At 72.2% G+C, this 23,714-nt stretch carries 21 protein-coding genes; 13 read left to right on the forward strand and 8 right to left on the reverse strand.

From position 1 onward, the window contains the following. The first annotated feature begins 72 nt into the window (after positions 1 to 72). From ACT01A_RS24545 to ACT01A_RS24570, 6 genes are read left to right on the forward strand one after another with little or no spacing between them, the layout of a single operon-like run. Positions 73 to 1,440, forward strand: a complete 1,368-nt coding sequence (locus tag ACT01A_RS24545) for an NAD-dependent succinate-semialdehyde dehydrogenase (protein ID WP_445149739.1) — start codon at positions 73 to 75, stop codon at positions 1,438 to 1,440. Positions 1,441 to 1,495: 55 nt separating this feature from the next. Continuing rightward, positions 1,496 to 4,918, forward strand: coding sequence for a hypothetical protein (locus ACT01A_RS24550; RefSeq protein ID WP_445149740.1), 3,423 nt, complete (start codon positions 1,496 to 1,498; stop codon positions 4,916 to 4,918). Between the two features lie 19 nt (positions 4,919 to 4,937). After that, positions 4,938 to 5,849: an oxygenase MpaB family protein gene (locus tag ACT01A_RS24555; protein ID WP_445149741.1), complete on the forward strand. Its 912-nt coding sequence runs from the start codon at positions 4,938 to 4,940 to the stop codon at positions 5,847 to 5,849. Next, positions 5,846 to 6,466: a VOC family protein gene (locus ACT01A_RS24560; RefSeq protein ID WP_445149742.1), complete on the forward strand. Its 621-nt coding sequence runs from the start codon at positions 5,846 to 5,848 to the stop codon at positions 6,464 to 6,466. The genes ACT01A_RS24555 and ACT01A_RS24560 overlap by 4 nt, the downstream gene beginning before the upstream one ends. A 9-nt stretch (positions 6,467 to 6,475) precedes the next feature. Further along, positions 6,476 to 8,920 carry a GH92 family glycosyl hydrolase gene (locus ACT01A_RS24565; RefSeq protein ID WP_445149743.1) on the forward strand — a complete coding sequence of 815 codons (2,445 nt, stop codon included), beginning with the start codon at positions 6,476 to 6,478 and terminating at the stop codon, positions 8,918 to 8,920. 30 nt (positions 8,921 to 8,950) lie between these two features. Further along, positions 8,951 to 9,514, forward strand: coding sequence for a dihydrofolate reductase family protein (locus ACT01A_RS24570; RefSeq protein WP_445149744.1), 564 nt, complete (start codon positions 8,951 to 8,953; stop codon positions 9,512 to 9,514). 78 nt (positions 9,515 to 9,592) lie between these two features. Here the strand turns inward: ACT01A_RS24570 and ACT01A_RS24575 are convergent, their stop codons facing one another. Both ACT01A_RS24575 and ACT01A_RS24580 read right to left on the reverse strand, forming a co-directional pair. Beyond that, on the reverse strand, positions 9,593 to 9,961 hold the full coding sequence (locus ACT01A_RS24575; protein ID WP_445149745.1) for a P-II family nitrogen regulator: 369 nt from the start codon (positions 9,959 to 9,961) through the stop codon (positions 9,593 to 9,595). Next, positions 9,958 to 11,358, reverse strand: a complete 1,401-nt coding sequence (locus tag ACT01A_RS24580; RefSeq protein WP_445149746.1) for an ammonium transporter — start codon at positions 11,356 to 11,358, stop codon at positions 9,958 to 9,960. The genes ACT01A_RS24575 and ACT01A_RS24580 overlap by 4 nt, the downstream gene beginning before the upstream one ends. A 219-nt stretch (positions 11,359 to 11,577) precedes the next feature. On the opposite strand from ACT01A_RS24580, the gene ACT01A_RS24585 reads away from it, so the two are divergent. Then, entirely contained in the window at positions 11,578 to 12,177 is a 600-nt protein-coding gene (locus ACT01A_RS24585; RefSeq protein ID WP_445149747.1) for a response regulator, read from the forward strand. A gap of 9 nt (positions 12,178 to 12,186) precedes the next feature. Then, entirely contained in the window at positions 12,187 to 13,095 is a 909-nt protein-coding gene (locus ACT01A_RS24590) for an ATP-binding protein (RefSeq protein WP_445149748.1), read from the forward strand. Here ACT01A_RS24590 and ACT01A_RS24595 read toward each other — a convergent pair. Further along, a complete protein-coding gene (locus ACT01A_RS24595) occupies positions 13,092 to 13,865 on the reverse strand; it encodes a polysaccharide deacetylase family protein (protein WP_445149749.1) in 774 nt (257 codons plus the stop codon). The genes ACT01A_RS24590 and ACT01A_RS24595 overlap by 4 nt on opposite strands. Next, positions 13,862 to 15,076 carry a PucR family transcriptional regulator gene (locus ACT01A_RS24600; protein WP_445149750.1) on the reverse strand — a complete coding sequence of 405 codons (1,215 nt, stop codon included), beginning with the start codon at positions 15,074 to 15,076 and terminating at the stop codon, positions 13,862 to 13,864. Before ACT01A_RS24600 ends, ACT01A_RS24595 begins: the two co-directional genes overlap by 4 nt. Before the next feature lie 105 nt (positions 15,077 to 15,181). On the opposite strand from ACT01A_RS24600, the gene ACT01A_RS24605 reads away from it, so the two are divergent. After that, positions 15,182 to 16,696 (forward strand): flavin-containing monooxygenase, encoded by a 1,515-nt coding sequence (locus ACT01A_RS24605; RefSeq protein WP_445149751.1) that lies wholly within the window; start codon positions 15,182 to 15,184, stop codon positions 16,694 to 16,696. 1 nt (position 16,697) lies between these two features. Here the strand turns inward: ACT01A_RS24605 and ACT01A_RS24610 are convergent, their stop codons facing one another. Genes ACT01A_RS24610 through ACT01A_RS24620 form a run of 3 tightly spaced genes read right to left on the reverse strand, consistent with a single transcriptional unit; the run spans position 16,698 to position 20,457 of the window. Beyond that, a complete protein-coding gene (locus ACT01A_RS24610) occupies positions 16,698 to 18,431 on the reverse strand; it encodes a putative bifunctional diguanylate cyclase/phosphodiesterase (protein WP_445149752.1) in 1,734 nt (577 codons plus the stop codon). After that, on the reverse strand, positions 18,418 to 19,257 hold the full coding sequence (locus ACT01A_RS24615; protein WP_445149753.1) for an alpha/beta fold hydrolase: 840 nt from the start codon (positions 19,255 to 19,257) through the stop codon (positions 18,418 to 18,420). The genes ACT01A_RS24610 and ACT01A_RS24615 overlap by 14 nt, the downstream gene beginning before the upstream one ends. Positions 19,258 to 19,299: 42 nt before the next feature. Beyond that, complete coding sequence (locus ACT01A_RS24620; RefSeq protein ID WP_445149754.1) at positions 19,300 to 20,457, reverse strand: methyl-accepting chemotaxis protein; 1,158 nt, start codon at positions 20,455 to 20,457, stop codon at positions 19,300 to 19,302. Between the two features lie 109 nt (positions 20,458 to 20,566). On the opposite strand from ACT01A_RS24620, the gene ACT01A_RS24625 reads away from it, so the two are divergent. From ACT01A_RS24625 to ACT01A_RS24640, 4 genes are read left to right on the forward strand one after another with little or no spacing between them, the layout of a single operon-like run. Beyond that, positions 20,567 to 21,259 (forward strand): GAF domain-containing protein, encoded by a 693-nt coding sequence (locus ACT01A_RS24625; protein WP_445149755.1) that lies wholly within the window; start codon positions 20,567 to 20,569, stop codon positions 21,257 to 21,259. A gap of 31 nt (positions 21,260 to 21,290) precedes the next feature. Further along, complete coding sequence (locus ACT01A_RS24630) at positions 21,291 to 21,647, forward strand: ArsR/SmtB family transcription factor (RefSeq protein WP_445149756.1); 357 nt, start codon at positions 21,291 to 21,293, stop codon at positions 21,645 to 21,647. Next, positions 21,634 to 22,122 carry an SRPBCC family protein gene (locus tag ACT01A_RS24635; protein ID WP_445149757.1) on the forward strand — a complete coding sequence of 163 codons (489 nt, stop codon included), beginning with the start codon at positions 21,634 to 21,636 and terminating at the stop codon, positions 22,120 to 22,122. Before ACT01A_RS24630 ends, ACT01A_RS24635 begins: the two co-directional genes overlap by 14 nt. Positions 22,123 to 22,151: 29 nt before the next feature. Then, positions 22,152 to 22,868 carry a DNA polymerase ligase N-terminal domain-containing protein gene (locus ACT01A_RS24640; protein WP_445149758.1) on the forward strand — a complete coding sequence of 239 codons (717 nt, stop codon included), beginning with the start codon at positions 22,152 to 22,154 and terminating at the stop codon, positions 22,866 to 22,868. On the opposite strand, the gene ACT01A_RS24645 is transcribed toward ACT01A_RS24640, so the two are convergent. Next, complete coding sequence (locus tag ACT01A_RS24645) at positions 22,849 to 23,688, reverse strand: DUF5069 domain-containing protein (RefSeq protein ID WP_445149759.1); 840 nt, start codon at positions 23,686 to 23,688, stop codon at positions 22,849 to 22,851. The genes ACT01A_RS24640 and ACT01A_RS24645 overlap by 20 nt on opposite strands. Between the last annotated feature and the right edge of the window lie 26 nt (positions 23,689 to 23,714).

Here is a 23,714-nt window from a genome sequence, read left to right on the forward strand (position 1 = left end):
ACTCCGAACTGGAGCACGCGATCGTCGGCGGGCCGACGCTCAGGCACTGTGCGGGCGTGATGCAATAGGGCCATGAGCGATTACGCCGTTGTCGATCCCGCCACGGGCGAGACCCTCAAGACCTACCCGACGATCACCGACGACGAGCTGCAGGGCGCGATCGGCCGCGCCTACGACGCGCGCTCGTCGTGGGCCGACACCCCGATCCAGGAGCGCGCGGCGATCATCGGCCGCGTCGGGGCGCTGCACGACGAGCGCAAGCAGGAGCTTGCCGAGATCATCACGCGTGAGATGGGCAAGCCGATCGAGCAGGCCGTCGGCGAGGTGGAGTTCAGCGGCGCCATCTACCAGTACTACGCCGAGAACGGCCCCAAGCTGCTCGAGGACGAGGCGATCGAGCTGCTCGACGGCGAGGGCTCGGCGTTCATCCGTCGCACGCCCGTCGGCGTGCTGCTGGGGATCATGCCGTGGAACTACCCCTACTACCAAGTCGCCCGCTTCGCCGGCCCGAACCTGGTGATCGGCAACACGATCCTGCTCAAGCACGCGCCGCAGTGCCCCGAGTCCTCGGCGGCGATGGAGAAGATCTTCCACGAGGCCGGCGTCCCCACCGACGCCTACACCAACATCTACGCGACCAACGACCAGATCTCGACGGTCATCGCCGACAAACGCGTCCAGGGCATCTCGCTGACCGGCTCGGGCCGGGCGGGCGCGGCGGTCGCCGAGCAGGCCGGGCGCCACCTCAAGAAGGTCGTCCTGGAGCTGGGCGGGTCCGACCCGTTCCTGGTGCTGAAGACCGATGACCTCGACGCGGTCGTCGAGTCCGCGGTCGGCGGCCGGCTGGAGAACGGCGGCCAGGCCTGCAACGCGGCCAAGCGCTTCATCGTGGCCGACGACCTGTACGACTCGTTCCTGGAGAAGTTCTCCGCCGCGCTGACCGCGGTCGAGCCGGGCGATCCGAAGGCGGAGGGCACCGCGATGGGCCCGCTGTCCTCGTCGCTGGCCTCCGACCGCCTGGAGCAGCAGGTCCAGGAGGCCCTGGACGCGGGCGCGACGCTGGTCGCCGGCGGCGGCCGCGAGGGCAACTTCTTCAAGACGGCGGTCATCACCGGCGTCACGAAGGACAACCCCGCCTACGGCCAGGAGTTCTTCGGACCGGTCGCGCAGGTCTACAAGGCCGGCTCCGAGGACGAGGCGATCGCGCTCGCCAACGACACGCCCTACGGCCTGGGCTCCTACGTGTTCACCAACGACAGCGACCAGGCCCTGCGCGTGGCCGACAAGATCGAGGCCGGCATGGTGTTCATCAACGCCGTCGGCGCCGAGGGCGTCGAGCTGCCCTTCGGTGGCGTCAAGCAGTCCGGCTTCGGCCGCGAGCTCGGCCGCTACGGCGCGGACGAGTTCGTCAACAAGAAGCTGATCCGCGTCGCGGGCTAAGTCCGCACGCGCCATCTCGATGGCGTACGTCGGCAGCCCTGATTAGGCTGCCGGCGTGCGCAATCGAACCTTCGCCGCGGCGTGCGCGGCGGCCGCGGTCCTCCTGGTCCCTTCCGCCGACGCCAAGACGCTGATCGGGACGGGAGGTTCGCCGCAGGCGGTCGCCGGCCCCGACGGCACCGCCCACGTCGTCTACGAGGACGACAGCAGCGGGGCGCCCATCGCGCGCTACTGCCGCGTCGCGCCCGGCACCGAGGGCTGCGCAGCGACGATGTCCTGGAGCGCGAGCGGCACGCTCGGCTTCGACGACGACGTCGTGCGCGAGCCGGGCACGGGCATCGTCCACGTCTTGGTGTCGATCTGGCAGCAGGGCGCCGCGCCGTTCAACCAGGGCGCGGGGATCTACGACATCGCCTCGCTGGCGCCCGACGCGAGCGACAACGCGTGGGCGGCGCCGAAGCGCATCACCACCTACACCAACAACGCCACGCAGGTCGGCAACAGCCACCAGGGCACGATCTTCGGGCCGGGCGCGCACCAGATCGGCTGGCTCTCGGCGATCGGCACGCCGGGCGCGCGGCTGACCTTCGGGTCGACGACCGGCGGGCTCAGCGAGTCGGCGGTCGACAACCTCGTCCCGTCGTCCTATGAGTCCGACGTCGGGCTCGTCGACGCCGCCACGCCGCTGGTCGTCGCGCGCGACGCGAACACCGGCGAGCTGAAGTGGCGCGTCTACGGCGGAACGGGCTCGATCACCAGCGCAGCCAACTGGAAGCCGCAGGGCGTACTGCCCGCCAGCGCGACGTCGTCGGACATCGACCTGGCCTCCAACGGCGTCGCGGCGCCGTCGCTGATCACCGAGCAGCAGGTCGCGGGCACCGACTGGCGGGTCACGCTGCGGCGCTTCGACAACGCCAACAACACGTTCGCGGCACCGGTCACGGTCAGCGAGGACGACCAGACGCACGACCCGCGCGTCTTCATGGACAGCGGCTCCAACGTCCATGCCCTGTTCTTGTCCAACACCAAGCGCTACGCGGGCTCCAGCTCGACCGGCCTGGTCTACTCCGCGTCGGCGACCGGCGACGCGTGGCCGCAGTACGGGATCACGCTCGACCAGGGGACGTCGAACACGAGCCCGGTGCTGGCGGCAGGCGCCGACGGTGCGGGCGTTGCCGTGTGGACGCGGGACGCCCGCACCGGCAGCGGCGAGGACGACGACGTCTACATCGGCCGCGTCGGCGGCCCGACGTCGGCGTTCCCGACCGACCCGCCCGGTCCGACGCCGCCCGGCGGCGGACCGCCGGTGCCGACGCCGCCCGACCCGGCGTGCGTGAAGGCACCGGTGCTGGGCGTCGCCAAGCTGCTGGCGACCGGGTGCTTCAAGAAGACGACCGGGACGCAGCTGACGACAAGCGCGCCGTTCCTGGTCAACGGCGTGACGGTCGACCCCAAGGGCAAGGTCGTCACGGTCGACACCGCCAAGCGGACGCTCGAGGCGACCGGGACGGCGACGACGGTGACGATGGGGCCGATCAAGGTCGGCAAGGGCGCGGTGGACTGGACGTTCCCGGCGTCCGGGACGTGGACCAAGCCGGGCGCGGCGATCGACCTCGACGCGGCAGGCTACGGCGCCGAGCTGCTGGGGCTGGCGCTCACCGGCGACGCGACGCTGACGCTTAAGGCCGACGGCTCCTCGAACCTGCACGGGTTCCTGCGGCTGCCGTCGCCGTTCACGGGCGTCACCGCCGAGATGGACTTCAAGGCCGACAACTTCACCGGCCTGCGGCTCGACGGCTTGAAGGCCCACATCGACACGCTCGGCTACGGCTTCCACGACCTCGACCTGTCCTACACCTCAGATCCGGCGCGCTGGACCGGCGCACTGCACTTCGCGCCGTCGGGGACCGAGGGGTCGGGCGTCGACCTCGGCGCGCAGATCATCATCACCAACGGCAAGCTCGACGAGCTGTCGATCGACGCGAAGTTCCCGGCCCCCGGCCGCGAGCTCTACCCGCCGCTGGTCTACCTGCGCTACGCGGGGCTGGGCCTGAAGGTCGACCCGCTGACGCTGACCGGCAAGGTCGTGGTCGCGGGCGGACCGTCGCCGGGCGAGCCGCTGATCGCGGTCGGCCACCCCTACGACGACTTCGGGACGCTGAAGCTGCGGCTGACGTCGCCGTTCTCGCTGCGCGCGGACGGGCCGGTCTACGTGTTGGGGTACAAGATCGGCAGCGGCTACTTCGACTACACCTTCCCGGGCGACATCTCGTTCGGCGCGCAGGCCGGGATCGGCACGTGCGGCGAGAGCGTCGCGGCGGTCGAGGCGAAGGTCGACGGCTTCGTGTCGGTCGGCAGCGGCTTCAAGATGAACGCCAAGGGCCAGGGCAAGGTCTGCCTCGGCGACGCGTCGGTCGGCGCGAGCGCCGTGATCTCGTCCAAGGGCATCGCGGCGTGCGCGGAGTTCGGCGTCCCGCCGTTGAGCGTCAGCGCGGGCGCCGGGCTGTACTGGGGCGACATCGTGCCCGACTTCATGCCCTTGCTCTGCGACACCGAGCCCTATGAGGTCGCGCAGGGCGCGTCGGCCGCGGCGCACGCCGCGCAGGCGGGCGGCGGCCGGCCGATCACGGTCGGCGCGGGGCTCAAGCAGCTGACGGTCGTGGCGACCGGCGACAGCGGCGTGCCGCTGGCGACGCTGGTCGCCCCGGACGGCACGCGCTACGCGGGCGTCGCGTCGGGCGTGCAGCGCACCGGGGCGGGTTGGGCGGTCGCCGAGCCCGACGCCAAGCGCCAGTCGTTCCTGATCCCCAAGCCCGCGGCGGGCACGTGGACGCTGGAGACGGCGCCCGGATCGCCGGGCGTCGCGCAGTTGCAGGTCGCGCGCGACGCGCCGCCGATCAAGGTGACGGGCCAGGTCGCCAAGACGGCCAAGCGCGGCCTGGGCCGGACGCTGGCCTGGAAGGTCGCCGACCGCGCGCTCGGCCAGACCGTGACGCTCTACGAGCAGGGCTCGGGCGTGCTGCGCAAGCTCACGGTGGCCAAGGGCACGGCGGGCAAGGTGCGCTGGACGCCGAAGACGCTGCGCGGCGGCAAGCGGACCGTCACGGCGGTCGTCGAGCGCGACGGCCTCTCGGTCCGCGAGATCACGTTGGGGTCCTTCACCGTCCCGCCGCCGCCCAAGCCGGGGGTGGCGCGCAAGCTGCGCGCGGTGCACCGCAGCGGCGCGCTGGTCCTGACCTGGGTCCCCGGTGCCAACGCGGCGTCGCAAGAGGTCCGGGTGACGCTCGGCAACGGCATCGGCAAGATCTACACGTTGAAGCGCGCGGCCAAGACGCTGCGCGTGCCCGGCGTCGCAGCTGCCGTGACCGGGACGGTGAAGGTGACCGCGGTCCGAGCCGACGGTGCGCGCGGCAAGACCGCGAGCGCGAAGGTGACCAAGGCGCCGGCGAAGAAGAAGGCCGCCAAGAAGAAGCGCTGAGCGGTTACGCTGGCAGGGCGTGTCAACCTTGCCCGATCGCGCCGAGTGGCCGGAGCTGGCGCCCCAGATGGGGTCGCCGGTCTGGAACGCGTTCTGCGATTACCGGATGCTGGCGACCGCGGGCTACGCGCTGTTGTTGCAGGTGTCGCATCCGACGGTCGGCGCGGGCGTGCATCAGCACAGCGCGTTCGTGTCGGATCCGTGGGGCCGGTTGTTGAGGACGTTGGATTACGTGCACGGCACGGTCTACGGCGGACCGGAGCTGGCGGGGACGATCGGCGCGCGGGTGCGCGGGATGCACAAGGGGATCCGGGGCGTGCGGGACGACGGCGAGCGCTACAGCGCGATGGAGCCGGACGCGTTCGCGTGGGTGCACGCGACGCTGGCGCTGGGGATCGTTGAAGGCTGCCGCCGGTTCGCGACGCCGATGAGCGCCGAGCAGCGCGAGGCGTTCTACGCGCAGTGGCTCCAGGTCGGGCGGCTGATCGGGGTGCGCTCGCGCGACCTGCCGGACGACTGGGCGGGCTTTGAGGCCTACGCGCAGCAGACGATCGAGCGCGACCTGGCGTGGACGCCCGCGGTCCCGCAGGTGCTCGACACCCTGCGCTACGCGGCGCGGCCGGCGGTCCCGGGGCTGCGGCCGGGCGTGTGGCGCGCGCTGCGCGTGCCAATGTCGGCGCAGCTGCAGCTGACGACGGTCGGGATGCTGCCGCCGGTGCTGCGCGAGCGGCTCGGGCAGACCTGGAGCGCGCAGCAGCGGGCGGCGTTCGCGGCGTTGTGCATGGGGTTGAAGGCGTCGGGGCCGCTGCGTGTCGGCCCGCTGCGGGAGTTCGGCCCGCACTACGTCCGCTGGCGGCGCCGAGCGCTGGAGCGCGGGGACGTCGCGGGTGCGGGCACCGCCGCCGCGGTGGCGCGTACCGTGGCGGCGTGATCCGCCTCGACCACCTGATCTACGCCGTCGCCGATCTGGACACCGCGGCCGCGGCGCTACGGGACGCGACCGGCCTCGCCGCGCTGCCCGGCGGTGTGCATCCGGCGTGGGGGACGCGCAACGCGATCGTCCCGCTCGGCGGCGCGTACCTGGAGCTAGTGACCGTGGAGGATCCGGCGCGTGCGGGGGAGAGCGCGTTCGGGCGCGCGGTGCGCGACGGGGAAGGGCTGATCGGCTTCGCGGTCGAGCCCGACGACCTCGACGCGGCCTGTGCGCGGGCGGGCGTCGACCAGCAGCGCGGCGCTCGCGAGCGGCCGGACGGCTCGTTGTTGTCGTGGTCGATGGCCGGCGCAGAGGAGGCGATCCCGCGCGGGCTGCCGTTCTTCCTGCGCTGGGACGACCCGGCGTCCAGCCCGTCGTGCTCCGTCGCACCGCACGCGCCCGGCGTCGATCCGATCGGCGTCGCGTGGCTGTCGTGGCCGACCGACGCGGCGGCGCTCGACGCGTGGCTCGGCGGACCCGGCCCCGGCCTGCCGATCCGCCACGGCGCGCCCTCCGCGGCGGTCGCGCTGCGGGACGGCGATGAGGTCCTGATCGCCGTCCCCTCACGGCATTAGGATCAGCGGATGGTCCGCATCGGGGGAGGGGTCGCGGCGTTCGCGGCCGTGTTGGCGTGCGCGTGCGTGGGATCGGCCGCCGCGGCCGCCGCGCCGCTGTCGCAGAGCGTCGACACGCGCATCGGCACGCAGGAGGGTGCCGCCGACTTCGGCACGGGCGGCGGCGCGGGCGCGACCTATCCGGGCGCGGTCGCGCCGTTCGGGATGGTTCAGCTCAGCCCCGACACCTACCCGGGCGTCGACAACCCGGCGGGCGGCTACTCCTACGTCGACTCGCAGATCAAGGGCTTCACGACGACCCACCTGTCGGGCACCGGCTGCACGGGGCTGCTCGACCTGCCGCTGCTGCCGACGACCGCACCGGTCGACACGTCGCCGTCCCCGAAGGCCTCCTACGACGTCGCCCCGCAGTACGTGGCCAAGTACACGCACAAGGGCGAGGTCGCGCGGCCGGGCGACTACCGCGTCACGCTGAACCCCGGCGCCCGCGCGATCGGGACCGAGCTGACCGCGACCACGCGCGCCGGCGCGATGCGGATCGCGTTCCCGCACGGCGCCAAGCGCGGCTCGGTGCTCGTCAACGCAGGCGGCAGCGGGATGGGGAACCTGCTCTCCGACCTGCGCGTCGATCCGCGCCGGCGCGAGATCACCGGCACGATCCGCTCCGGCGGCTTCTGCTACGCGCCCAACCGCTACACCTTGCACTTCGTCGCCCGCTTCGACCGACCGTTCGCCGCCTACGGCACGTGGACGCGCGCGAAGCTCGCCAAGTCCTCGCGCCACGTCCGCGACGCGGTCGCCGGCCATGAGACCGGGCCGCTGTTGTTGCAGTACAAGCGTCTGGCCGGCGGGCCGAAGGCGATCGAGGGCAACCCGACCCAGGGCGCGCTGGCCGGCGCCTACGCGTCGTTCGACACCAACAAGCCGGTCGTCGCGCGCGTCGCGATCTCCTCCGTGTCGGTCGCGGGCGCCCGCGCGAACCTCGCCGCCGACGCGCGCGGCACGTTCGCCGCGATGCGCGCTCGCGCGACCAAGGCGTGGGCGTCGCAGATCGATCGCGTGCAGGTCGACGGCGGCACGCCCACCAACCGCCGCCTGCTCGCCGCGTCGCTCTACCACGCGCAGGTGATGCCCAACGTCTTCAGCGACGCCGACGGCCGCTATATGGGCATGGACGACAAGATCCATCGCGCGGAGGGCTTCGACAAGTACGCCAACACCTCGGGCTGGGACACCTACCGCTCGCAGATGCCGCTGATGGCGTTGCTGGCGCCGCGTCAGGCGGCCGATCTGGTCACGAGCATGGTCGCCGACCAGCGCCAGAGCGGCGGGCTGCCGAAGTGGCCGGTGCTCGACGGCCAGACCAACGTGATGGTTGGCGATCCGGCCGACCTGCTGATCGCCGGCGCGCACGCGTTCGGCGCGCGGGACTTCGACGTCAAGGCCGCGCTGAAGGCGATGGTCGACGGCGCGACCGCGCCGAAGGTCCTAGCCGGCGGCTGGTACTACCAGCGCGCCGGCCTGGCCGACTACCTGCGCCTCGGCTACGTCGGCCACGAGCAGCAGACCGACAGCTCCGGCCAGACGTTCGCGCCCGCCAAGGTCTGGGGGACGGCGTCCACGACGCTTGAGTACGCGCTGGCGGACTTCGCGATCGCCCGCGTGGCACGCGCGGCCGGCGACGCGCAGACCTGCGGCGCGTTCGCGACCCGCGCCGGCAACTGGCGCACGACGCTCGACCCCGCGACCGGCCTGATGGCACCGCGCGACGCCGCCACCGGCGCGTTTATCGGCGTCCCGGCGGCGGGCGGCGAGGGCTTCGTCGAGGGCACGGCCGAGCAGTACACGTGGTTCGTGCCCCAGGACGTCGCGGGCCTCGTCGCCGCGCTCGGCGGGACCGACGCCGCCCGCGGGCGCCTCGACGCGTTCTTCTCCAACTTGAACGCGGGTGCCGCGAGCGCGAACGCGTTCCTGGGCAATGAGCCGACGCTGCTGACGCCCTACATCTACAACTGGCTCGGTCGCCCCGGCGCGGCATCGGCCGTCGTCGGCCGCGCGCTGACCACGTTGTACAAGCCGACGCCCGGCGGCTTCCCCGGCAACGACGACGGCGGCCAGATGTCGGCGTGGTGGGCGTTCGGCGCGATCGGCCTCTCGCCGGCGGTGCCCGGTTCTGGCGTGCTGGCGATCACCGCGCCGCTGTTTGACCGCGTGCGAGTGCAGCTGGCGCACGGCACGCTCGACGTCCGCGCGCCGAAGGCCGGCGTCGCCCGCCGCTCGATCGCGTCGGCCCGCCTCGACGGCAAGGCCTACACCAAGAGTTGGCTGCGCTACGACGACCTCGCCCGCGGCGACCACCGCCTCGACCTGACCCCGACCACGCAGGCCTCGTCGTGGGCGACCGGCGCGGACGCCGCGCCGCCCTCATACGGCGGCGCCGCCGCGTGCCGATGAGTTCCCGACTCGCGTAGCGTCCTATACGACATGAGCGACTTGATCATCACCACCTTCGCCTCCCTCGACGGCGTCATGCAGGCTCCGGGCGGCGAGCCCGGCTACGCGCACGCCGGCTGGGTCGGGCCGCACTTCAGCGACGCGCTCGGCGCCTACAAGGGCGAGGAGCAGGAGGCCGCCGATGTTCTCCTGCTCGGCCGCGTGACCTACGAGTCCTTCTACGGTGCCTGGCCGGAGCGCGAGGGCGCGATGGCCGACAAGATCAACACGATGAAGAAGGTCGTCGTCTCTACGACGCTCGGCTCCTCGCCGTGGGACAACACCACCGTCATCGCCGACGACGTCGCGGCACGCGTCGCCGACCTGAAGGCCAACGCGGACGGGCCGATCCTCGTCGCCGGCTCACAGACGCTCGCCCATTTCCTGATGGCCGAAGGCCTCGTCGACCAGCTCAACCTGCAGGTCTTCCCGGTCATCCTCGGCTCCGGCATCCGGATCTTCCCGGAGACCACCGACCCGCTCCCGCTGACGCTGGCCTCCTCCCGCACGCTGGAGAACGGCGTGTTGTTGCAGTCCTACCGCTTCGACGCCTAGAAGCGCCGATGGCGCGGCGGCCCAATGAGGGTGGCCGCCGCGCCGGATGGCGCCTGCGCGTGAGACGTGACGACTCGACTAGGAGGTCGCCGCCGCGTCCGGATGCGCCTGCAGGATCTCCTCGCCCGCTTCCCCGGTGCGCACGCGGTAGGCCTCGTCGACGGGGGAGACGAAGACCTTCCCGTCTCCGACCTGGCCCGTCCGGCCGTGCTTGAGCACCGTGTCGACGATCGTCTGGACGTCGCGGTCGGCGACCACGCACTCCAGCTTGATCTTCGGACGAAGGTAATTCGTGAGCTCCGCGCCGCGGTAGCGCTCGGTGATGCCCTTCTGGCGGCCCGAGCCCTTGACCTCGCTGATCGTCAGCGACGGGAAGCCAAGCGAGAGCAGCTCGAGGCGGATCGGCTCAAAGGCCTCGTGGCGCAGGTACGCCTCGATCTTCTTCATGCCACCACCTCGGTCTTGCCGTCGCCCGCGGTGTACAGCTCCGCGGTCGGGATGAACTGCTCCGGGTACCCGTACATGCCGTGATCGGAGATGTCGAGGCCGGCGTCCTCCTCTTCGGGGGACACGCGGAGCCCGACCGTCGCCTTGATCGCCGCGAAGGTGATCGACGACAACACGAACACGGTCACGAACGTCAGGCACACCGCAGCCGCCTGGACGCCGAGCTGCTTGAGCCCGCCGCCGTAGACCAGCCCCTCGTTGCCGATGCCGACCGACTCGGCCAGCCGCGGCGAGGTGAAGATCCCGCACGCCAGCGTTCCCCAGATGCCGGCCAGGCCGTGGGCGCTGGTCGCGCCGATCGGGTCATCGATGTACTTGTCGATGGCGAACACGCCGTAGACCACGATGATGCCGCCGACGAGGCCGATGATCGGCGCCGCCCAGAACTCCACGTAGCCCGAGGGCGCGGTGATCGCAACTAGGCCGGCGATCGCGCCGTTGCCGATCATGCCGACGTCGAGCTTCTTGACGGTCAGGCCCAGGGCGATCATCGCGCCGATGACGCCGCCCGCCGCACCCAGGTTCGTGACGCTGATGACCTCGGCGAACGAGTTGCCGCCGGTGCCGAGCGTCGAGCCGCCGTTGAAACCGAACCAGCCGAGCCAGAGGATCACGACGCCCAGGCCGAACAGCGGCATCGAGTGGCCCGGGATCGCGCGCGGCTTGCCGTCGGCGTCGAACTTGCCGCGCCGCGGCCCGAGGAAGATGCAGGCGCTCAGCGCCGCCGTCGCGCCCGTGAGGTGCACGACCGAGGAGCCCGCGAAGTCCTGCACGCCGTCGCCGATCTCGGCGAACAGCCCGCCGCCGAAGCCCCAGTGGGCGATCAGCGGGTAGATGAAGCCGGCGAACACGACCGCGAAGATCGGGTAGGCCACGAACTTGATCCGCTCCAGGGTCGAGCCCCAGACGATCGCCAGCGAGACCGCGGCGAACATGAACTGGAAGATGAAGAACGAGGCGGTCTCGCCCGACGCCCCTTCACCCGCCACGTCCCGCCCGTACTGGAACAGGAAGCCGCTGTCGCCCAGCAGCCAGCCGTCGCCACCGAAGGCGAAGGCGAACCCGAAGGCCCACCAGACGATCGACGCGACCGCGAAGTTCACCAGGATCTTGGCGATCCCGGTGCCCGCGTTCTTGCCGCGCGAGAAGCCGATCTCCAACAACGCGAAGCCGGCCTGCATGAAGAACACCAACACGGTCGCCACCAGGACCCAGGTGACGTTCAGCTCGCCGGCGACCGTCTCGATCGTCGGGCCGTCCTGCGCCGCCGCGACGGCGGGGACGAGCAGCGCAGCGGCAAACGTGCCGGCGACCGCCCGCATGAGGGTACGTTTCATCCAAACTCCTAAGTAGTCGCGACCCGCATAAAGCTAGGCCCAAGTGACTGTTGGAGTCTGTTCCGTGTCGACCGCGCTCGCCTTGTCCATCTGTCGAAAGTCCGGCGGGGGCGCTTCGCCCTCTGGTCGAGGTGGGGCCATGATCACCGGGCAACGCCGTCTGGACCATGGGTGCTGACACCCATCGCGCCCCGCGATGCGTCTAGCCTGGAGTCCACGATGACCCGCGTGCTGCTCGCCGACGACCACCGCCTGGTGCGCCACGGGCTGCGCCTGATGCTGGACGCCGAGCCCGGGATGACCGTCGTCGCGGAGGCCGCCGACGGCGCCGAAGCGGTCCGGACGGCCCTGGCGACCGAGCTCGACCTCGCGATCCTCGACGTCTCGATGCCGCTGCTGACCGGGATCCACGCGACGCGTCAGCTCGCCGAGCAGCGGCCCGCGCTGCCGGTGCTGCTGCTGTCGATGCACGACAACCCGCGGTTCGTCGCTCAAGCGCGCGCGGCCGGCGCTTCGGGCTACGTCCTGAAGTCGGCGGCCCACCACGAGCTGGTCGCCGCGTGCCGCGCGGTCCTCGACGGCGCGGAGTTCGTGTCGCGGCTGGACGGCACGCCGTCCGACGAGGCGCTGTCGCCGCGCGAGTCCGAGGTCGTCAAGCTGATCGCCGAGGGCCACAGCAGCCGCGAGATCGGCGCGCTGCTGCACATCAGCGACCGCACGGTCGAGCGCCACCGCAGCAACGCGCTCGACAAGTTGGGGCTCAAGGACCGCGTCGGCTTGACCCGCTACGCGATCCGCCACGGGCTCGTCGAGCCGTAGGCGGCCCCCGTGACGCTCTTCGCGCGCATCTTCGGGCTCAACGCGCTCGTGCTGGTCGCGGCCGGCGCGGCGCTGGTGCTGACGCCGGCGTCGATCGATGTCGACCCGAAGGCCGAGCAGATCGTGGTGCTCGCGCTCGGGATCGTGATCCTGCTCGCGGTGGACCTGGTGCTCCTGCGCAGCGCGTTGGGTCCGCTATCGCGGCTGATCGGCGACATGCGCACGGTCGACCTGCTCGTGCCCGGGCGCCGCGTGCCGCGGGAGGAGCACGCGCCGCGCGAGCTCGCCGAGCTGACCGACGCGTTCAACGACATGATCGACCGGCTGGAGCACGAGCGCCAGGCGTCGGCGACCGCGAGCTTCGACGCCTCGGAGTCCGAGCGCCTGCGGATCGCGCGCGAGCTGCACGACCAGACCAGCCAGGACCTGACCGCGCTCGTGCTGATGCTGGAGCGCGGCGACCGCGACGGCGCCCGCGGGCTGGCCGAGGAGATCCTCGCGGGCGTGCGGACGATCATCACCGAGCTGCGGCCCGATCCGCTGGAGGAGCTGGGGCTGGCCGACGCGCTGCGTTCGCTGTGCGACCGCGCTGGGCGGACTGGCGGCGTGCCGATCGCCTGCTCGATCGGCGAGGGCGTCCCGGAGCTCGACGGCGCCGCGCAGGTCGCGGTCTACCGCGTGGCACAGGAGGCGCTGTCCAACGCGATCCGCCACGCGCACGCGTCGATGATCACGGTGGCCTTCTTGGAGGACGGCACCCTCACCGTCGTTGACGATGGCCTTGGGTTGATGCCCGGCGCAGCGGAGGGGATCGGGTTGCGCGGGATGCGCGAGCGCGCGCTGACGGTCGGCGCGACGCTGACCGTCGACGGCCACGCGGGCGCGGGGACGACCGTGCGGATGGCGCTGCCGCTCTAGCCGCGCGAGGCGAGGCGGACGAGGCCGGCCGGCGTGGTGCTCCGGCGCACGATGATCCGCGGCAGCATCATGGGGTCGTCGGCGACGGTCGCGCGGCCGGGGAGGATCGTCGTGGCGGCCTTGAAGCCCGCGGCGCGGACGGCGGCGCGCACGCGCGCGTTGACCTTCCCGTACGGGTAGCAGAAGTACTTGGGGTCGATGCCGAGCTGGGCGCGGAACGTCGCGCGCGAGCCGGTGATCTCGGCGCGCAGCTGCGCGCCGGAGATCTTGGTGAGGTCGGGATGGGTGGCGGAGTGGTCGTCGACCTCCCAGCCGGCATCCACGAACCGGCCAATCGCCGCGCGGGACAGCCCGCCCGGGATGTTGAGGTGGTTGAGCTGGAGGTTGAGCACACCGCGCCAGCCGCGCCGCGCGAGCGCCGGCCGGGCGATGGCGTCCTGCTCGGCAAAGCCGTCGTCGAAGCTGATCACCACCGGCTTGGACGGCAGCTTCGGCCCGCCGTGCCACGCGCGCCAGACGCGGTCGAGCGTGACCGCGTGAAAGCCAGCACGTTGCAGCGCGGTCAACTGCTGGGAGAACCGGGCGCGCGTGGTCCACAGCGACGCGTTGCGCTCGCCCGGCGGCGGATCGGCGATGTGGTGGTAGAGCAGGATGGGGACCGGCGGCGCGGCGGCCCGCGCCAGCGCCGGCCGCTCGGCGCTCTCGGTGGCCGACGAGCCGCAGCCCGCGAAGACGAGCGCGAGGAGGATGGCCGTGGCGCAACGCTTCACGGCCGCGGCCCCAGCCAGTGGACGACCTCCAGCGCGAGGGCGACGGACAGGCCGCGACCCTCCAACGGCGCGGGCAGCAGCTCGCGCGCGCGTGTGAGGCGGTTGAGCACCGTGTTGCGGTGGGTGTAGAGCGCGCGGGCGGCGCGGGAGGCGGAGGAGCCCTCGCGGAGGTAGACCCGCAGCGTCTCGCGGAGGTCGTCGGGCGCGGTGGCCAGGTCGCCGAGGGTGTGGGTGACGAAGTCGGCGGCGCGTGTGTCGTCAGCGGCGACGAGCGTGACGAGCTGGACGTCCTCGTAGCGGGCGATGCGGCGGTCGGCGGGCATGCGCTGCATCAGGCGCTGGGTCGCGAGCGCGTCGAGGTGCGCGCGGCGGAAGCCGTCCAGCCCCGAGGCGGTCGTGCCGATCGCCGCGCGGACGCCCTCCGGCAGGACGTCGGTGTCCGGCTCGCGGTCGCCGTCGGCCCACCACACCCACAACGTCCGCGCGCTGGCCGACACCGTGAACGGGGCCCGCGCGCCCGCGGCGCGCGCCAAGGCCTCGGCCGCGGGCTCCAGCGCGCCGTCGGCGTCGCTCCACACGACCGCCGCTGTGTGCCGCGCGCCCAGCTCGTAGCGCAGCCGCTCGCTGGCGCGCGCGACGGTGATCGGCGCGCCCTCGAGGATCAGGTTCACGGTCTCCAGCCGTTCGGCGTGCGTGCCGTGCAGCAGCTGCTCGCGCTCGGCGTCGATCAGATCTTGGATGCCTTCCACGGTCTCATCGACGAACGAGAAGATCGAGCGCGCGGTGACGTCGAGCAGCTCGCGCAGGACCTCCGGGTCCTCGGTCAGCCCGAACGCGCGCGCCATCCAGAAGCGCCACGCCACGTTCTGGCCGATCCTGTAGGTGTTGAGCGACGTCGAGTCGTCCAGCCCGCGCCGGACGATGTCGCGCGCGATGTCGACGACCGCGGGCGAGAGGTTGGCCGGGACCGGCTCGCCGGGCCGGCGCACGTTGGCGGCGGCCCAGTGCAGGATGTTGGCGTGGTTGGTCGCCATCGTCGCCGCGGTGATCGACGGATCGGCGCTCAGGCGGCTCGGCGTGGCGGCCAGGACCGCGGCGTCGACGGTCTCGAAGAGCGTCTCGGGGTCGTCCAGGAACGCGGCCGCGCCCTCACGGATCAGCGCGGCGACCGTTGCTGACGGAGCGGGCCAGATCGCGGTGGTGGTCGACATCGAGCCGGAGGCTAGCGCGACCTTGGGCATAACGCCCAATCATGACCGGCAATCAGATGCGAAATGCCCTGGTACAAAGGCGTTTCTTCGAGCATCCTCTTGATCATGACCGCCTCTGTCTCCACCGCGATCGAGCACGTCGACGTCCTGATCGTGGGCGCCGGCGTGTCCGGCATCGGCTGCGCGTACCACCTCCAGACCGAGCAGCCGGGCAAGTCCTACGCGATCTTCGAAGCGCGCGAGGCGACCGGCGGCACGTGGGACCTCTTCCGCTACCCCGGCATCCGCTCGGACTCCGACCTGCACACGTTCGGCTACGAGTTCAAGCCGTGGCGCAACGACAAGTCGATCGCCGACGGCCCCGCGATCCTCGACTACATCCGCGAGACCGCCAGCGAGAACGGGATCGACCGCCACATCCGGACCGGGCACCGCGTCCTGGGCGCCGCGTGGGACAGCGCGACCGCGCGCTGGACGGTCAGCGCCGAGGCCGACGGCGAGCCGGTCACGATCACCTGCGGCTGGCTGTTCTGCGCGAGCGGCTACTACAACTACGAGCAGGGCTTCACGCCGGAGTTCCCCAACCTCGCGGAGTTCCAGGGGACGGTCGTCCATCCGCAGCAATGGCCCGAGGACCTCGACTACGAGGGCAAGCGCGTGGTCGTGATCGGCTCCGGTGCGACCGCCGTGACGCTGATCCCGGCGATGGCCGCCAACGGCGCCGCGCACGTGACGATGCTCCAGCGCACGCCCAGCTACATCGCGACGGTGCCCGAGAAGGACCCGATCGCGATCCTGCTCAAGAAGCGCCTGTCGCCCGAGTTGGCCTACAAGGTGACGCGCCGCAAGAACATCTTCCAGCAGCGCGCGGTGTACGCGATCAGCCGGCGCTACCCGAAGGCGCTGAAGACGCTCCTGCGCGCCGGCGTCAAGCGCCAGCTGCCCGAGGGCTTTCCCATCGACGTGCACTTCAACCCGCCCTACAACCCGTGGGACCAGCGCCTGTGCGCGGTGCCCAACGGCGACCTCTTCAAGACCATCAAGAAGGGCGACGCCTCGGTCGTCACCGACCGCATCGCCTCGTTCACGGAGAAGGGCATCAGGTTGGAGTCGGGCGCCGAGCTGGAGGCTGACGTCGTTGTCAGCGCCACCGGCCTGGACCTGCTGGCCTTCGGCGGCATCGAGCTGACCGTCGACGGCGAGGCCGTCGCGCTGAACGAGCACCTGGTCTACAAGGCCATGATGTTGAGCGACGTCCCGAACTTCGCGTTCGCCATCGGCTACACGAACTCGTCGTGGACGCTGAAGGTCGACATCGTCTGCGAGTTCCTCGGGCGTCTGATCGGCGAGATGGACCGCACCGCGAGCGATACCTGCGTGCCGCATCCGAGCGACCCGGCGATGGAGTCGCGGCCGCTGCTGGACTTCGGCGCCGGCTACGTGCAGCGCGCGCTGCACAGGTTCCCGCGCCAGGGCTCGGTCGGCCCGTGGAAGATCGCGATGAGCTACGCGGCCGACGTCAAGAACCTGCGCAAGGGCCCGGTGGCCGACCCCGAGCTGCGCTTCGAGCGCCGCGCGGTGGCCGCGTCGGAGGACGTCGCGCCGCTCGCCGCGGCGTAGTTCACGCGGCGGCGGCGGCGGCCGAGGCCGCAGGCGTGCGGGCGCCGCCCAGCAGCGCCCGCATCTCCGCGGCCGGGACCGGTCGGGAGAACAGGTAGCCCTGTAGGCGCTCGCAGCCCAAGCCGTGCAGGCGATCCCGCTGGCCGCGCGTCTCGACGCCCTCGGCGATCACGCGCAACCCGAGGGCATCGGCGAGGCTGATGATCGCCGCGACGATCGCGTCGTCGGTCCCGTCGCCCGCGCCCAGGCCGGTCACGAACGCGCGATCGACCTTCAGCGTGTCGACCGGGAAGCGCTTCAGCCGCGCCAGCGACGAGGCGCCGGTGCCGAAGTCGTCGAGCAGCAGCTCGACGCCGGTGGAGGCCAGCGCGGCGAGCGTCTCGGTCGAGGTCGTCTCGCTCATCAGCGTGCTTTCGGTGATCTCCAGCCCGACCGACGCGGGCGTCGCGTCCAGCCCGGTTGCACGGAGCGTCGCCGCGACCTGGGCCGGCAGGTGCGGATCGGCGAGCTGGCGCGCCGAGACGTTGACCGCGATCCCAAGCTCGTCACTGGCCACGCCTTGCGCGCGCCACCGCGCGAGCTGCATGCAGGCTTCGCGCAGGACGAACTGGCCGATCTCCGAGATCAGGCCCGACTCCTCGGCCGCGGCGATGAACGCTCCGGGCGCGAGCAGGCCGCGCTCCGGGTGCTGCCAGCGCACGAGTGCCTCCATGCTCGTGATCCGGCCGTCGTGCGCCGCGACGACCGGCTGGTAGTGGACGCGCAGCTGGCCCTCGGCCAGCGCGGTACGCAACTCGGCGATCGTGCGCGCGCGCTCTTGCGCCGCGGCGCGCATGGGGGCGTCGAAGGCGACGGCGCGGCCGCGGCCCTCGGCCTTGGCGCGGTACATCGCGACATCGGCGTCGCGCAGCAGGTCGATCGCGGTGCCGCGGCGGTCGCCCATGACGAGGCCGGCGCTCGCGCCGAGCACGTGGCTGCCGCTGCCGTCGGGACAGCCGCCGAGCGGCTCTGAGAGCGCCGCCAGGATCGCGCCCGCCAGCCCGCGGGCGCGGGCGTCATCGGTCGGCGCGGGGGCCAGCACGGCGAACTCGTCGCCGCCCAGGCGCGCGACCAGCGCGCCCGCGCCGGCGACCTCGGCGATCCGCGCGCCCGCCAGGCGCAGCAGGTCGTCGCCGGCCTCGTGGCCGAGCGCGTCGTTGATGGTCTTGAAGTGGTCGAGGTCCAGGAGCAGCAGCGCGAAGCGCTCGCCGGGGCCCAGCGTGCGGACCGCGGCGACGATCCGCTCCTCGAGCTGCGCGCGGTTCGGCAGGCCGGTGAGCGCGTCGTGCAGCGCGCGGTGGCGCAAGGCGTCCTCGGCGCGGCGGCGGTCGGTCGCGTCGAGCACGTTGACGTGCAACAGCTCGGTGCCGTCGTGATCCTCGGCGCGCATGTGCAGGAGCGTCGTCAACGGCGACCCGTCGACGCGCACGAAGTCGATCGGCAGGTCGCGCAGCGTCCCGGCGAGCAGCAGCCGCGGGCGGCCGTGCGCCTCCAGGTAGGCGCGCGAGCCGGCGGTCAGCAGCTCGGGCAGCCGGCGCCCGAGCACCGCCTCAGCCGGTTGCCCGAGCGCCTGCAACATGGTGTGGTTGACCCGGCCGACGGTGCCGTCGGCCAGGAGCGTCAGCGCGCCGTAGGGCGAGCGTTCATAGAGGTCTTGAAGCGCGTCTGGCGACGTCGCCGAGTCAGGCAGGGACACGGCTAGCAATCGCCGCGATGACCTCGTCCGGCGCGCTGAGGTTCGGGCAATGCCCGGTCGCGTCGAGGACGATCAGCTCGCTGCCCGGCACCTGCGCGTGGACGTAGGCGCCGACCTCCGGCGGAGCGATCGCATCCTCGCGGCTCTGGAGGATCAGCGTCGGGACCGTGAGGTGGGCGAGGTCGGCGCGGTTGTCGGACAGGAACGTGAGGCGTGCGAAGTGCTGCGCGGCGGCCGGGTCGGTGCGGCAGAACGACGCCTCCAGCTCGGCGCCGAGCGCGGGCCGCTCCGGGTTGCCCATGATCAGCGGCGCCATCGTGGCCGACCAGCCGAGCTGGTCGCGCTCCAGCGCGTCGAGCAGGCCACCGACCGCGATGTCGTCGAACCCGCCGCGGTAGTCAGCATCGGCGTCGTCCAGGTAGCGCGGCGACGGTCCGACGAGCACGAGCGACGCGAACCGCTCGGGCTCCTCGATCGCCGCCAGGGCGCCGATCATCGCGCTGACCGAGTGGCCGACGAACGTGACGTCCTCCAGCTCCAGCGCGCGGCAGATCGCCAGGACGTCGTCGGCGTAGGCCAGCAGCGACGGGTAGCGCTCGGGCACGAACGGCCAGGCGGGGTCGGGCGCGCCGGACCCGGCGTGGTCGAAGGTGATGACCTTGAAGCGGTCGGCGAACGCGGGCGCGACCCGACGCCACATCGCCTGGTCACAGCCGAAGCCGTGCGCGAACAGCAGCGGGCGGCCGTCGGCCGGGCCGGTGACGGTGACGCGGTGGCGGGCGAGGAGGTCAGCGGTGGGGGTGGGGAAGGGAGCGGGGGTGATCATGGTGGGGTTGGTCTGGGTTGTGAGGGCTGGGGAGGCGGAGGGCTAGAGCGTGAAACGGCCGACGAGCGCGTCGAGCTCGCGGGCGCGGCCGGCGAGCGTCTGCGCCGCGCCGGCGACGAGCTGCGTGCCGGCGGCCGACTCCTGGGCGGAGGCCGAGACCTGCTCGGTCGCCGCGCCGGTGCCCTCCGCGACGGAGCGGACCTGGTCGGTGGCGTCGGAGATCCGCCCGATGCAGGCGGTGACCTCGTCGACGCTGGCGGTCACCGAGCCGAAGGCCTGCTCGGTCTCGCGCGCGGCCTCGGAGGCGGACTCGGCGAGCTTGCGGACCTCGTCGGCGACGACCGCGAAGCCGCGACCCTGCTCGCCGGCGCGGGCCGCCTCGATCGCGGCGTTCAAGGCCAATAGGTTGGTCTGGTCGGCGATCGCGGCGATGCGCACGGTCATCGCAACGCCGGACGCGACCGCGTTGCCGGTGCTCCCGGCGACCGTGACGGCCTGGCGCGCGAGCTCCTGGGACTCGATCACGGTGCTGACCTGCTGCTCGGCGCCGGCGGCGACCTCGGTGGTGGCGCGCGCGATCTCGTCGATCGCCTGGCCGCTCTGGGCGGCGGACTCCGACATCTCGGAGGCGGCGATCGCGACGGCCGCGGAGGTCGCGGCGATCTCGCCGACGGTCCCGGCGAGCACCGCGCGCGTCTCGTTGTAGGAGTGCAGGCCCGACTGGGCCTGGGTCAACATGACGTTGAAGCGGTCGCCGAGCGAGCCGAGGCGCTCGCCGGGCAGGGCCTCCAGCGGCGTGGTGACGGGATCGGCGGTGACGGTGAGGTCGCCGCGGCTCATCGCGGCCAGGCCCTCGCCGAGGCCGGTGAGGCAGTGCCCGCTGAGGCTGGCCAGGCGCGCGTCGAGGTCCTGGAGCGACGAGCGGTCGCCAAGCGCGCCGCGCAGCTGCTCGCGCATCAGGTTGTAGGCCTCGACGGCCGCGCCGGCCGTCGCGTTCAGGGCGACGACGGCCGGCGGGGCGTCGGTGGGGGGAAGCGGGAGGGAGGCTTCGTGGCGAAGGTCGCCGTGCGCCATCGCCTGGAGACCGGCGACGAGACCGTCGAGCGCGTCGGCGACGGACGCGAGGCCGGGGACCTCGGAGGGGACGGGATTGGCGGCGGCGGTGGGAACCGTGGGGGCGAGGCGGCGGCTGAGCTTCATGACAACGATGTTCGCTGATCCGGCATCGCTTAGTTCAGCTTATGGACATCTGTTGGAGATCCGATGGCGGATCAGCAACCTACTCGCTAGGTTGTCTATCTCAATGGCTATGCATGTCTCCACCGTCCGGTTCGGCGACGACCTCTGGGAGGCGCTCGATCGCGAGGCGCGCCGTGAAGGCGTCAGCGTCGCCCAGTTCGTGCGCGATGCCGCGCTGTTGCGGATCGCCACGCTGGCCGCGCGCCGTGGCGAGGACGACGCGCTCGCGTCGCTGGCCGAGCTGGCGGATACCGCGCGCCGCCGCGCGCAGAACGGCGCCGGCGCGGTGGTCGCCGACCCGGAGCGGGTGGCCGCCGTGCGCGCGACCGGTCGCGTCGGGCGGGCCGAGAACTCGGACCTCGACCGCGTCACCAACGTCGTGCGCCGCGTCCTCGACGTCCCGGTGGCGATGGTGTCGCTGATCGATGACGCCGAGCAGCACGTGCTGAGCTGCCCGGGTCTTGCGGGCATCGAGGGTGCGGCGGTTCCGATGGCGCGGTCGATCTGCCGCCACGCCGTCGAGCGCCAGGAGCCGTTGGCGATCGTCGACGCGCGCGAGGAGCCATTGCTGGCCGATTTGGTCCCGACGCCCGGCTCCGACGTGGTGGCCTACCTCGGCGCGCCGCTGGTCGACGCGAACGGGCACGCGCTCGGGAGCCTCTGTGCGATCGACGACCACCCGCGTCAGTGGACGCGCGACCAGGTCGACCTGATGGAGACGCTGGCGACCTCGGTGGTCGCCGAGCTGACGCGCTCCGCTTGACATATGCCGATATCAGCATATGATGCGTCGCATGGCTCCCACGGCGACCACCGCGGACGTGTTCGGAGCGATCGCTGAGCCTCAGCGGCGGCGGATCCTCGATCTGCTGGCGGAGGGCGAGCGGTCGGTGGGCGACCTCGTCGAGACGACGGGGCTGACCCAGCCGCAGGTGTCCAAGCACCTGCGGGTCCTACGCGAAGTTGGGGTGGTTGACGTGCGGGAGGACGGGCGGCGGCGGTTCTACCGCATCGACGGCGCGGCGCTGAAGCCGATCCATGACTGGGTCACGGGCTTCGAGGCGCTGTGGGCCGAGCGGTACGAGGCGTTGGACGCCGTGTTGGCAGACCTCAAGCAGAAGGAGACAGGAGATGTCGATGACCAGCAGTAGCGGCAAGGCGACCGTGACGTTGCCCGCGGACGCGCAGATCCTCATCGAGCGGGAGTTCGACGCGCCGGCGGCGCAGGTCTGGCGCGCGCTGACCGAGCCCGAGCTCGTGCAGCGCTGGTGGGGCGGGAAGCGCGGCGAGGTGGTCTCGGCGGAGATCGACCTGCGGGTCGGCGGGACGTGGCGCTACGTGACGACCGCGCCGGGCTTCGACGGTGAGCTCGGTTGGCACGGCGAGTACCGCGAGATCGTCGAGGGCGAGCGGATCGTCTCGACGGAGGTCTTCGAGGGCTTCCCGGACGCCGAGTCGGTCAACACCATGACGTTGACCGATGCCGGCGGTGGAAAGACGCTGCTGCGCACGCTCGTCCAGCACCTCACGCAGGAGAACCGCGACGGGCACGTCAACTCCGGGATGGAGGGCGGCATGAACGAGGCCTTCGACGCGCTGGAAGCTGTGGCACAGTCCCTGAAGTGAGCCAGAGCGCCGGAGCGTTTCGCGCGGAGGTGGCCGGGTCTGCGGATCCGGCCGCGCTGCGCGACGCGGTGATCGCGCGCGCCCGCGAGCTGGAGCTGTCCGGCTGGGCGCGCGCGGGCGACGACGGCGCGGTGCGCGTCCACGCCGAGGGCGAGGCGGGCGCGCTGGCGGAGCTGACCGCGTTCCTCGGCGCGGCCGAAGGACCGGAGGCGGTGTCGCTCGGCACCGCCAAACGCGAGGGCCACGAGCAGTTCGCGCCGCGCGGCGTGCCCGCGGGCGTCTTCGTCGTCCAAGAGCACCGCGCGACCGCGCACCATTGGGATTTCCGCCTGGAGGTCGATGGCGTGATGCGCTCGTGGGCGGTGCCGAAGGGGCCGTCGCTGGACCCGGGCGTGAAGCGGCTCGCCGTTCAAGTTGAGGACCATGGGATGGCCCACAACGACTACGAGGGCGACAACGTCATCATCTGGGACCGAGGCCTATATGAACAGGGCGGTCGCGTGCCTTGGCCGCGCGCGGTCGACGAGCGCGGCCACGCGGTCTTCGTCCTGCACGGCGAGAAGCTGTCGGGTGGCTTTGCGCTGCAGCGCACCGGCGGCCGCGGCGGGGCGGCGACTAAGAAGCCGCAATGGCTGCTGATCAAGCGCAAGGACGACGCCGCGCGGCCGGGCTCCGACGTCGTCGCCGAGCGGCCCGAGTCGGTCGTGACCGGCAAGCCGCTGCCGGTTACACCAGGCAGTAGCTGACGCGGGTGTCCGTGCCCGGCACGGAGACCTCGGCGCGGAAGCCGTCGGTCGTGAACGCGAACCCCGCGCCGCCGTAGGCGAAGGCCTCGCCGCGCACCACCGTCGCCAGGTCGGCGCTGAGCCCGCGCGAGCCGTCGGGCAAGGGCATGTCGTCGCTGTCAAACGGCGTCGTGTCGCGCAGGAACGTCGCAAAGCCCACGTCCGGCGCGTGGATGTTCAGCCACGTCACGTCGTCGGCTTCGGCGTTGTGGAACGAGTGCCCGACCAGCGCCGGGGCCACGACCAGCGTCCCGGCCGGCGCGTCGACCACGCGCTCGCCGTGCTCGCCGATCTCGAAGCGCATGGTCCCGGTCAAGATGTAGAACGCGTCGGTGTGGCGGCGGTGCAGGTGCAGGTCCGGCCCGCGCTCGCCGTGCTCGTAACGCGACCACGTCACGGTCAGATCCTCGCTCGTCGACAGGATCATCACCTCGCGCTCCTCGCGATCGGTGATCGACTCGGCCTCCGACCGCCAGACCATCTCTTGCAGCGCGTCCTCCCACGCCAGCGCGTCAAACCACGCGTCCTGCGCGCTTGGGATGCCCAGCGCGCGCAGCTCGGCGAGCACCTGCTCGTCGGTCTCCGTCCGCGCGATGATCGCGCTGAACTCCTCAAACGACACGCCCAAGTGCTTCAACGTGCGCCGGTCCACCGGACACGGATGCACCGCATCACCCAGCGTTCCCGCCCGCGCCGCCCGCGCCTTGTCGATCATCCGCGGTAGCCACACGTAGCCGTCGAGCGTCGCGTCCATGGGGCGAAAGGGGGAGGAGGTGGTCATGGTCGCCGAACCTATCGCGCCGCCGG

The sequence above is a fragment of the Baekduia sp. Peel2402 genome, from assembly GCF_052567285.1.

Coding starts and splice junctions, on each gene's coding strand:
- ACT01A_RS24545 (WP_445149739.1), top strand. CDS start 73: ATGAGCGATTACGCCGTTGTCGATCCCGCCACGGGCGAGACCCTCAAG.
- ACT01A_RS24565 (WP_445149743.1), top strand. CDS start 6,476: ATGGTCCGCATCGGGGGAGGGGTCGCGGCGTTCGCGGCCGTGTTGGCG.
- ACT01A_RS24570 (WP_445149744.1), top strand. CDS start 8,951: ATGAGCGACTTGATCATCACCACCTTCGCCTCCCTCGACGGCGTCATG.
- ACT01A_RS24575 (WP_445149745.1), bottom strand. CDS start 9,961: ATGAAGAAGATCGAGGCGTACCTGCGCCACGAGGCCTTTGAGCCGATC.
- ACT01A_RS24580 (WP_445149746.1), bottom strand. CDS start 11,358: ATGAAACGTACCCTCATGCGGGCGGTCGCCGGCACGTTTGCCGCTGCG.
- ACT01A_RS24585 (WP_445149747.1), top strand. CDS start 11,578: ATGACCCGCGTGCTGCTCGCCGACGACCACCGCCTGGTGCGCCACGGG.
- ACT01A_RS24600 (WP_445149750.1), bottom strand. CDS start 15,076: ATGTCGACCACCACCGCGATCTGGCCCGCTCCGTCAGCAACGGTCGCC.
- ACT01A_RS24605 (WP_445149751.1), top strand. CDS start 15,182: ATGACCGCCTCTGTCTCCACCGCGATCGAGCACGTCGACGTCCTGATC.
- ACT01A_RS24615 (WP_445149753.1), bottom strand. CDS start 19,257: ATGATCACCCCCGCTCCCTTCCCCACCCCCACCGCTGACCTCCTCGCC.
- ACT01A_RS24620 (WP_445149754.1), bottom strand. CDS start 20,457: ATGAAGCTCAGCCGCCGCCTCGCCCCCACGGTTCCCACCGCCGCCGCC.
- ACT01A_RS24625 (WP_445149755.1), top strand. CDS start 20,567: ATGCATGTCTCCACCGTCCGGTTCGGCGACGACCTCTGGGAGGCGCTC.
- ACT01A_RS24630 (WP_445149756.1), top strand. CDS start 21,291: ATGGCTCCCACGGCGACCACCGCGGACGTGTTCGGAGCGATCGCTGAG.
- ACT01A_RS24635 (WP_445149757.1), top strand. CDS start 21,634: ATGACCAGCAGTAGCGGCAAGGCGACCGTGACGTTGCCCGCGGACGCG.
- ACT01A_RS24645 (WP_445149759.1), bottom strand. CDS start 23,688: ATGACCACCTCCTCCCCCTTTCGCCCCATGGACGCGACGCTCGACGGC.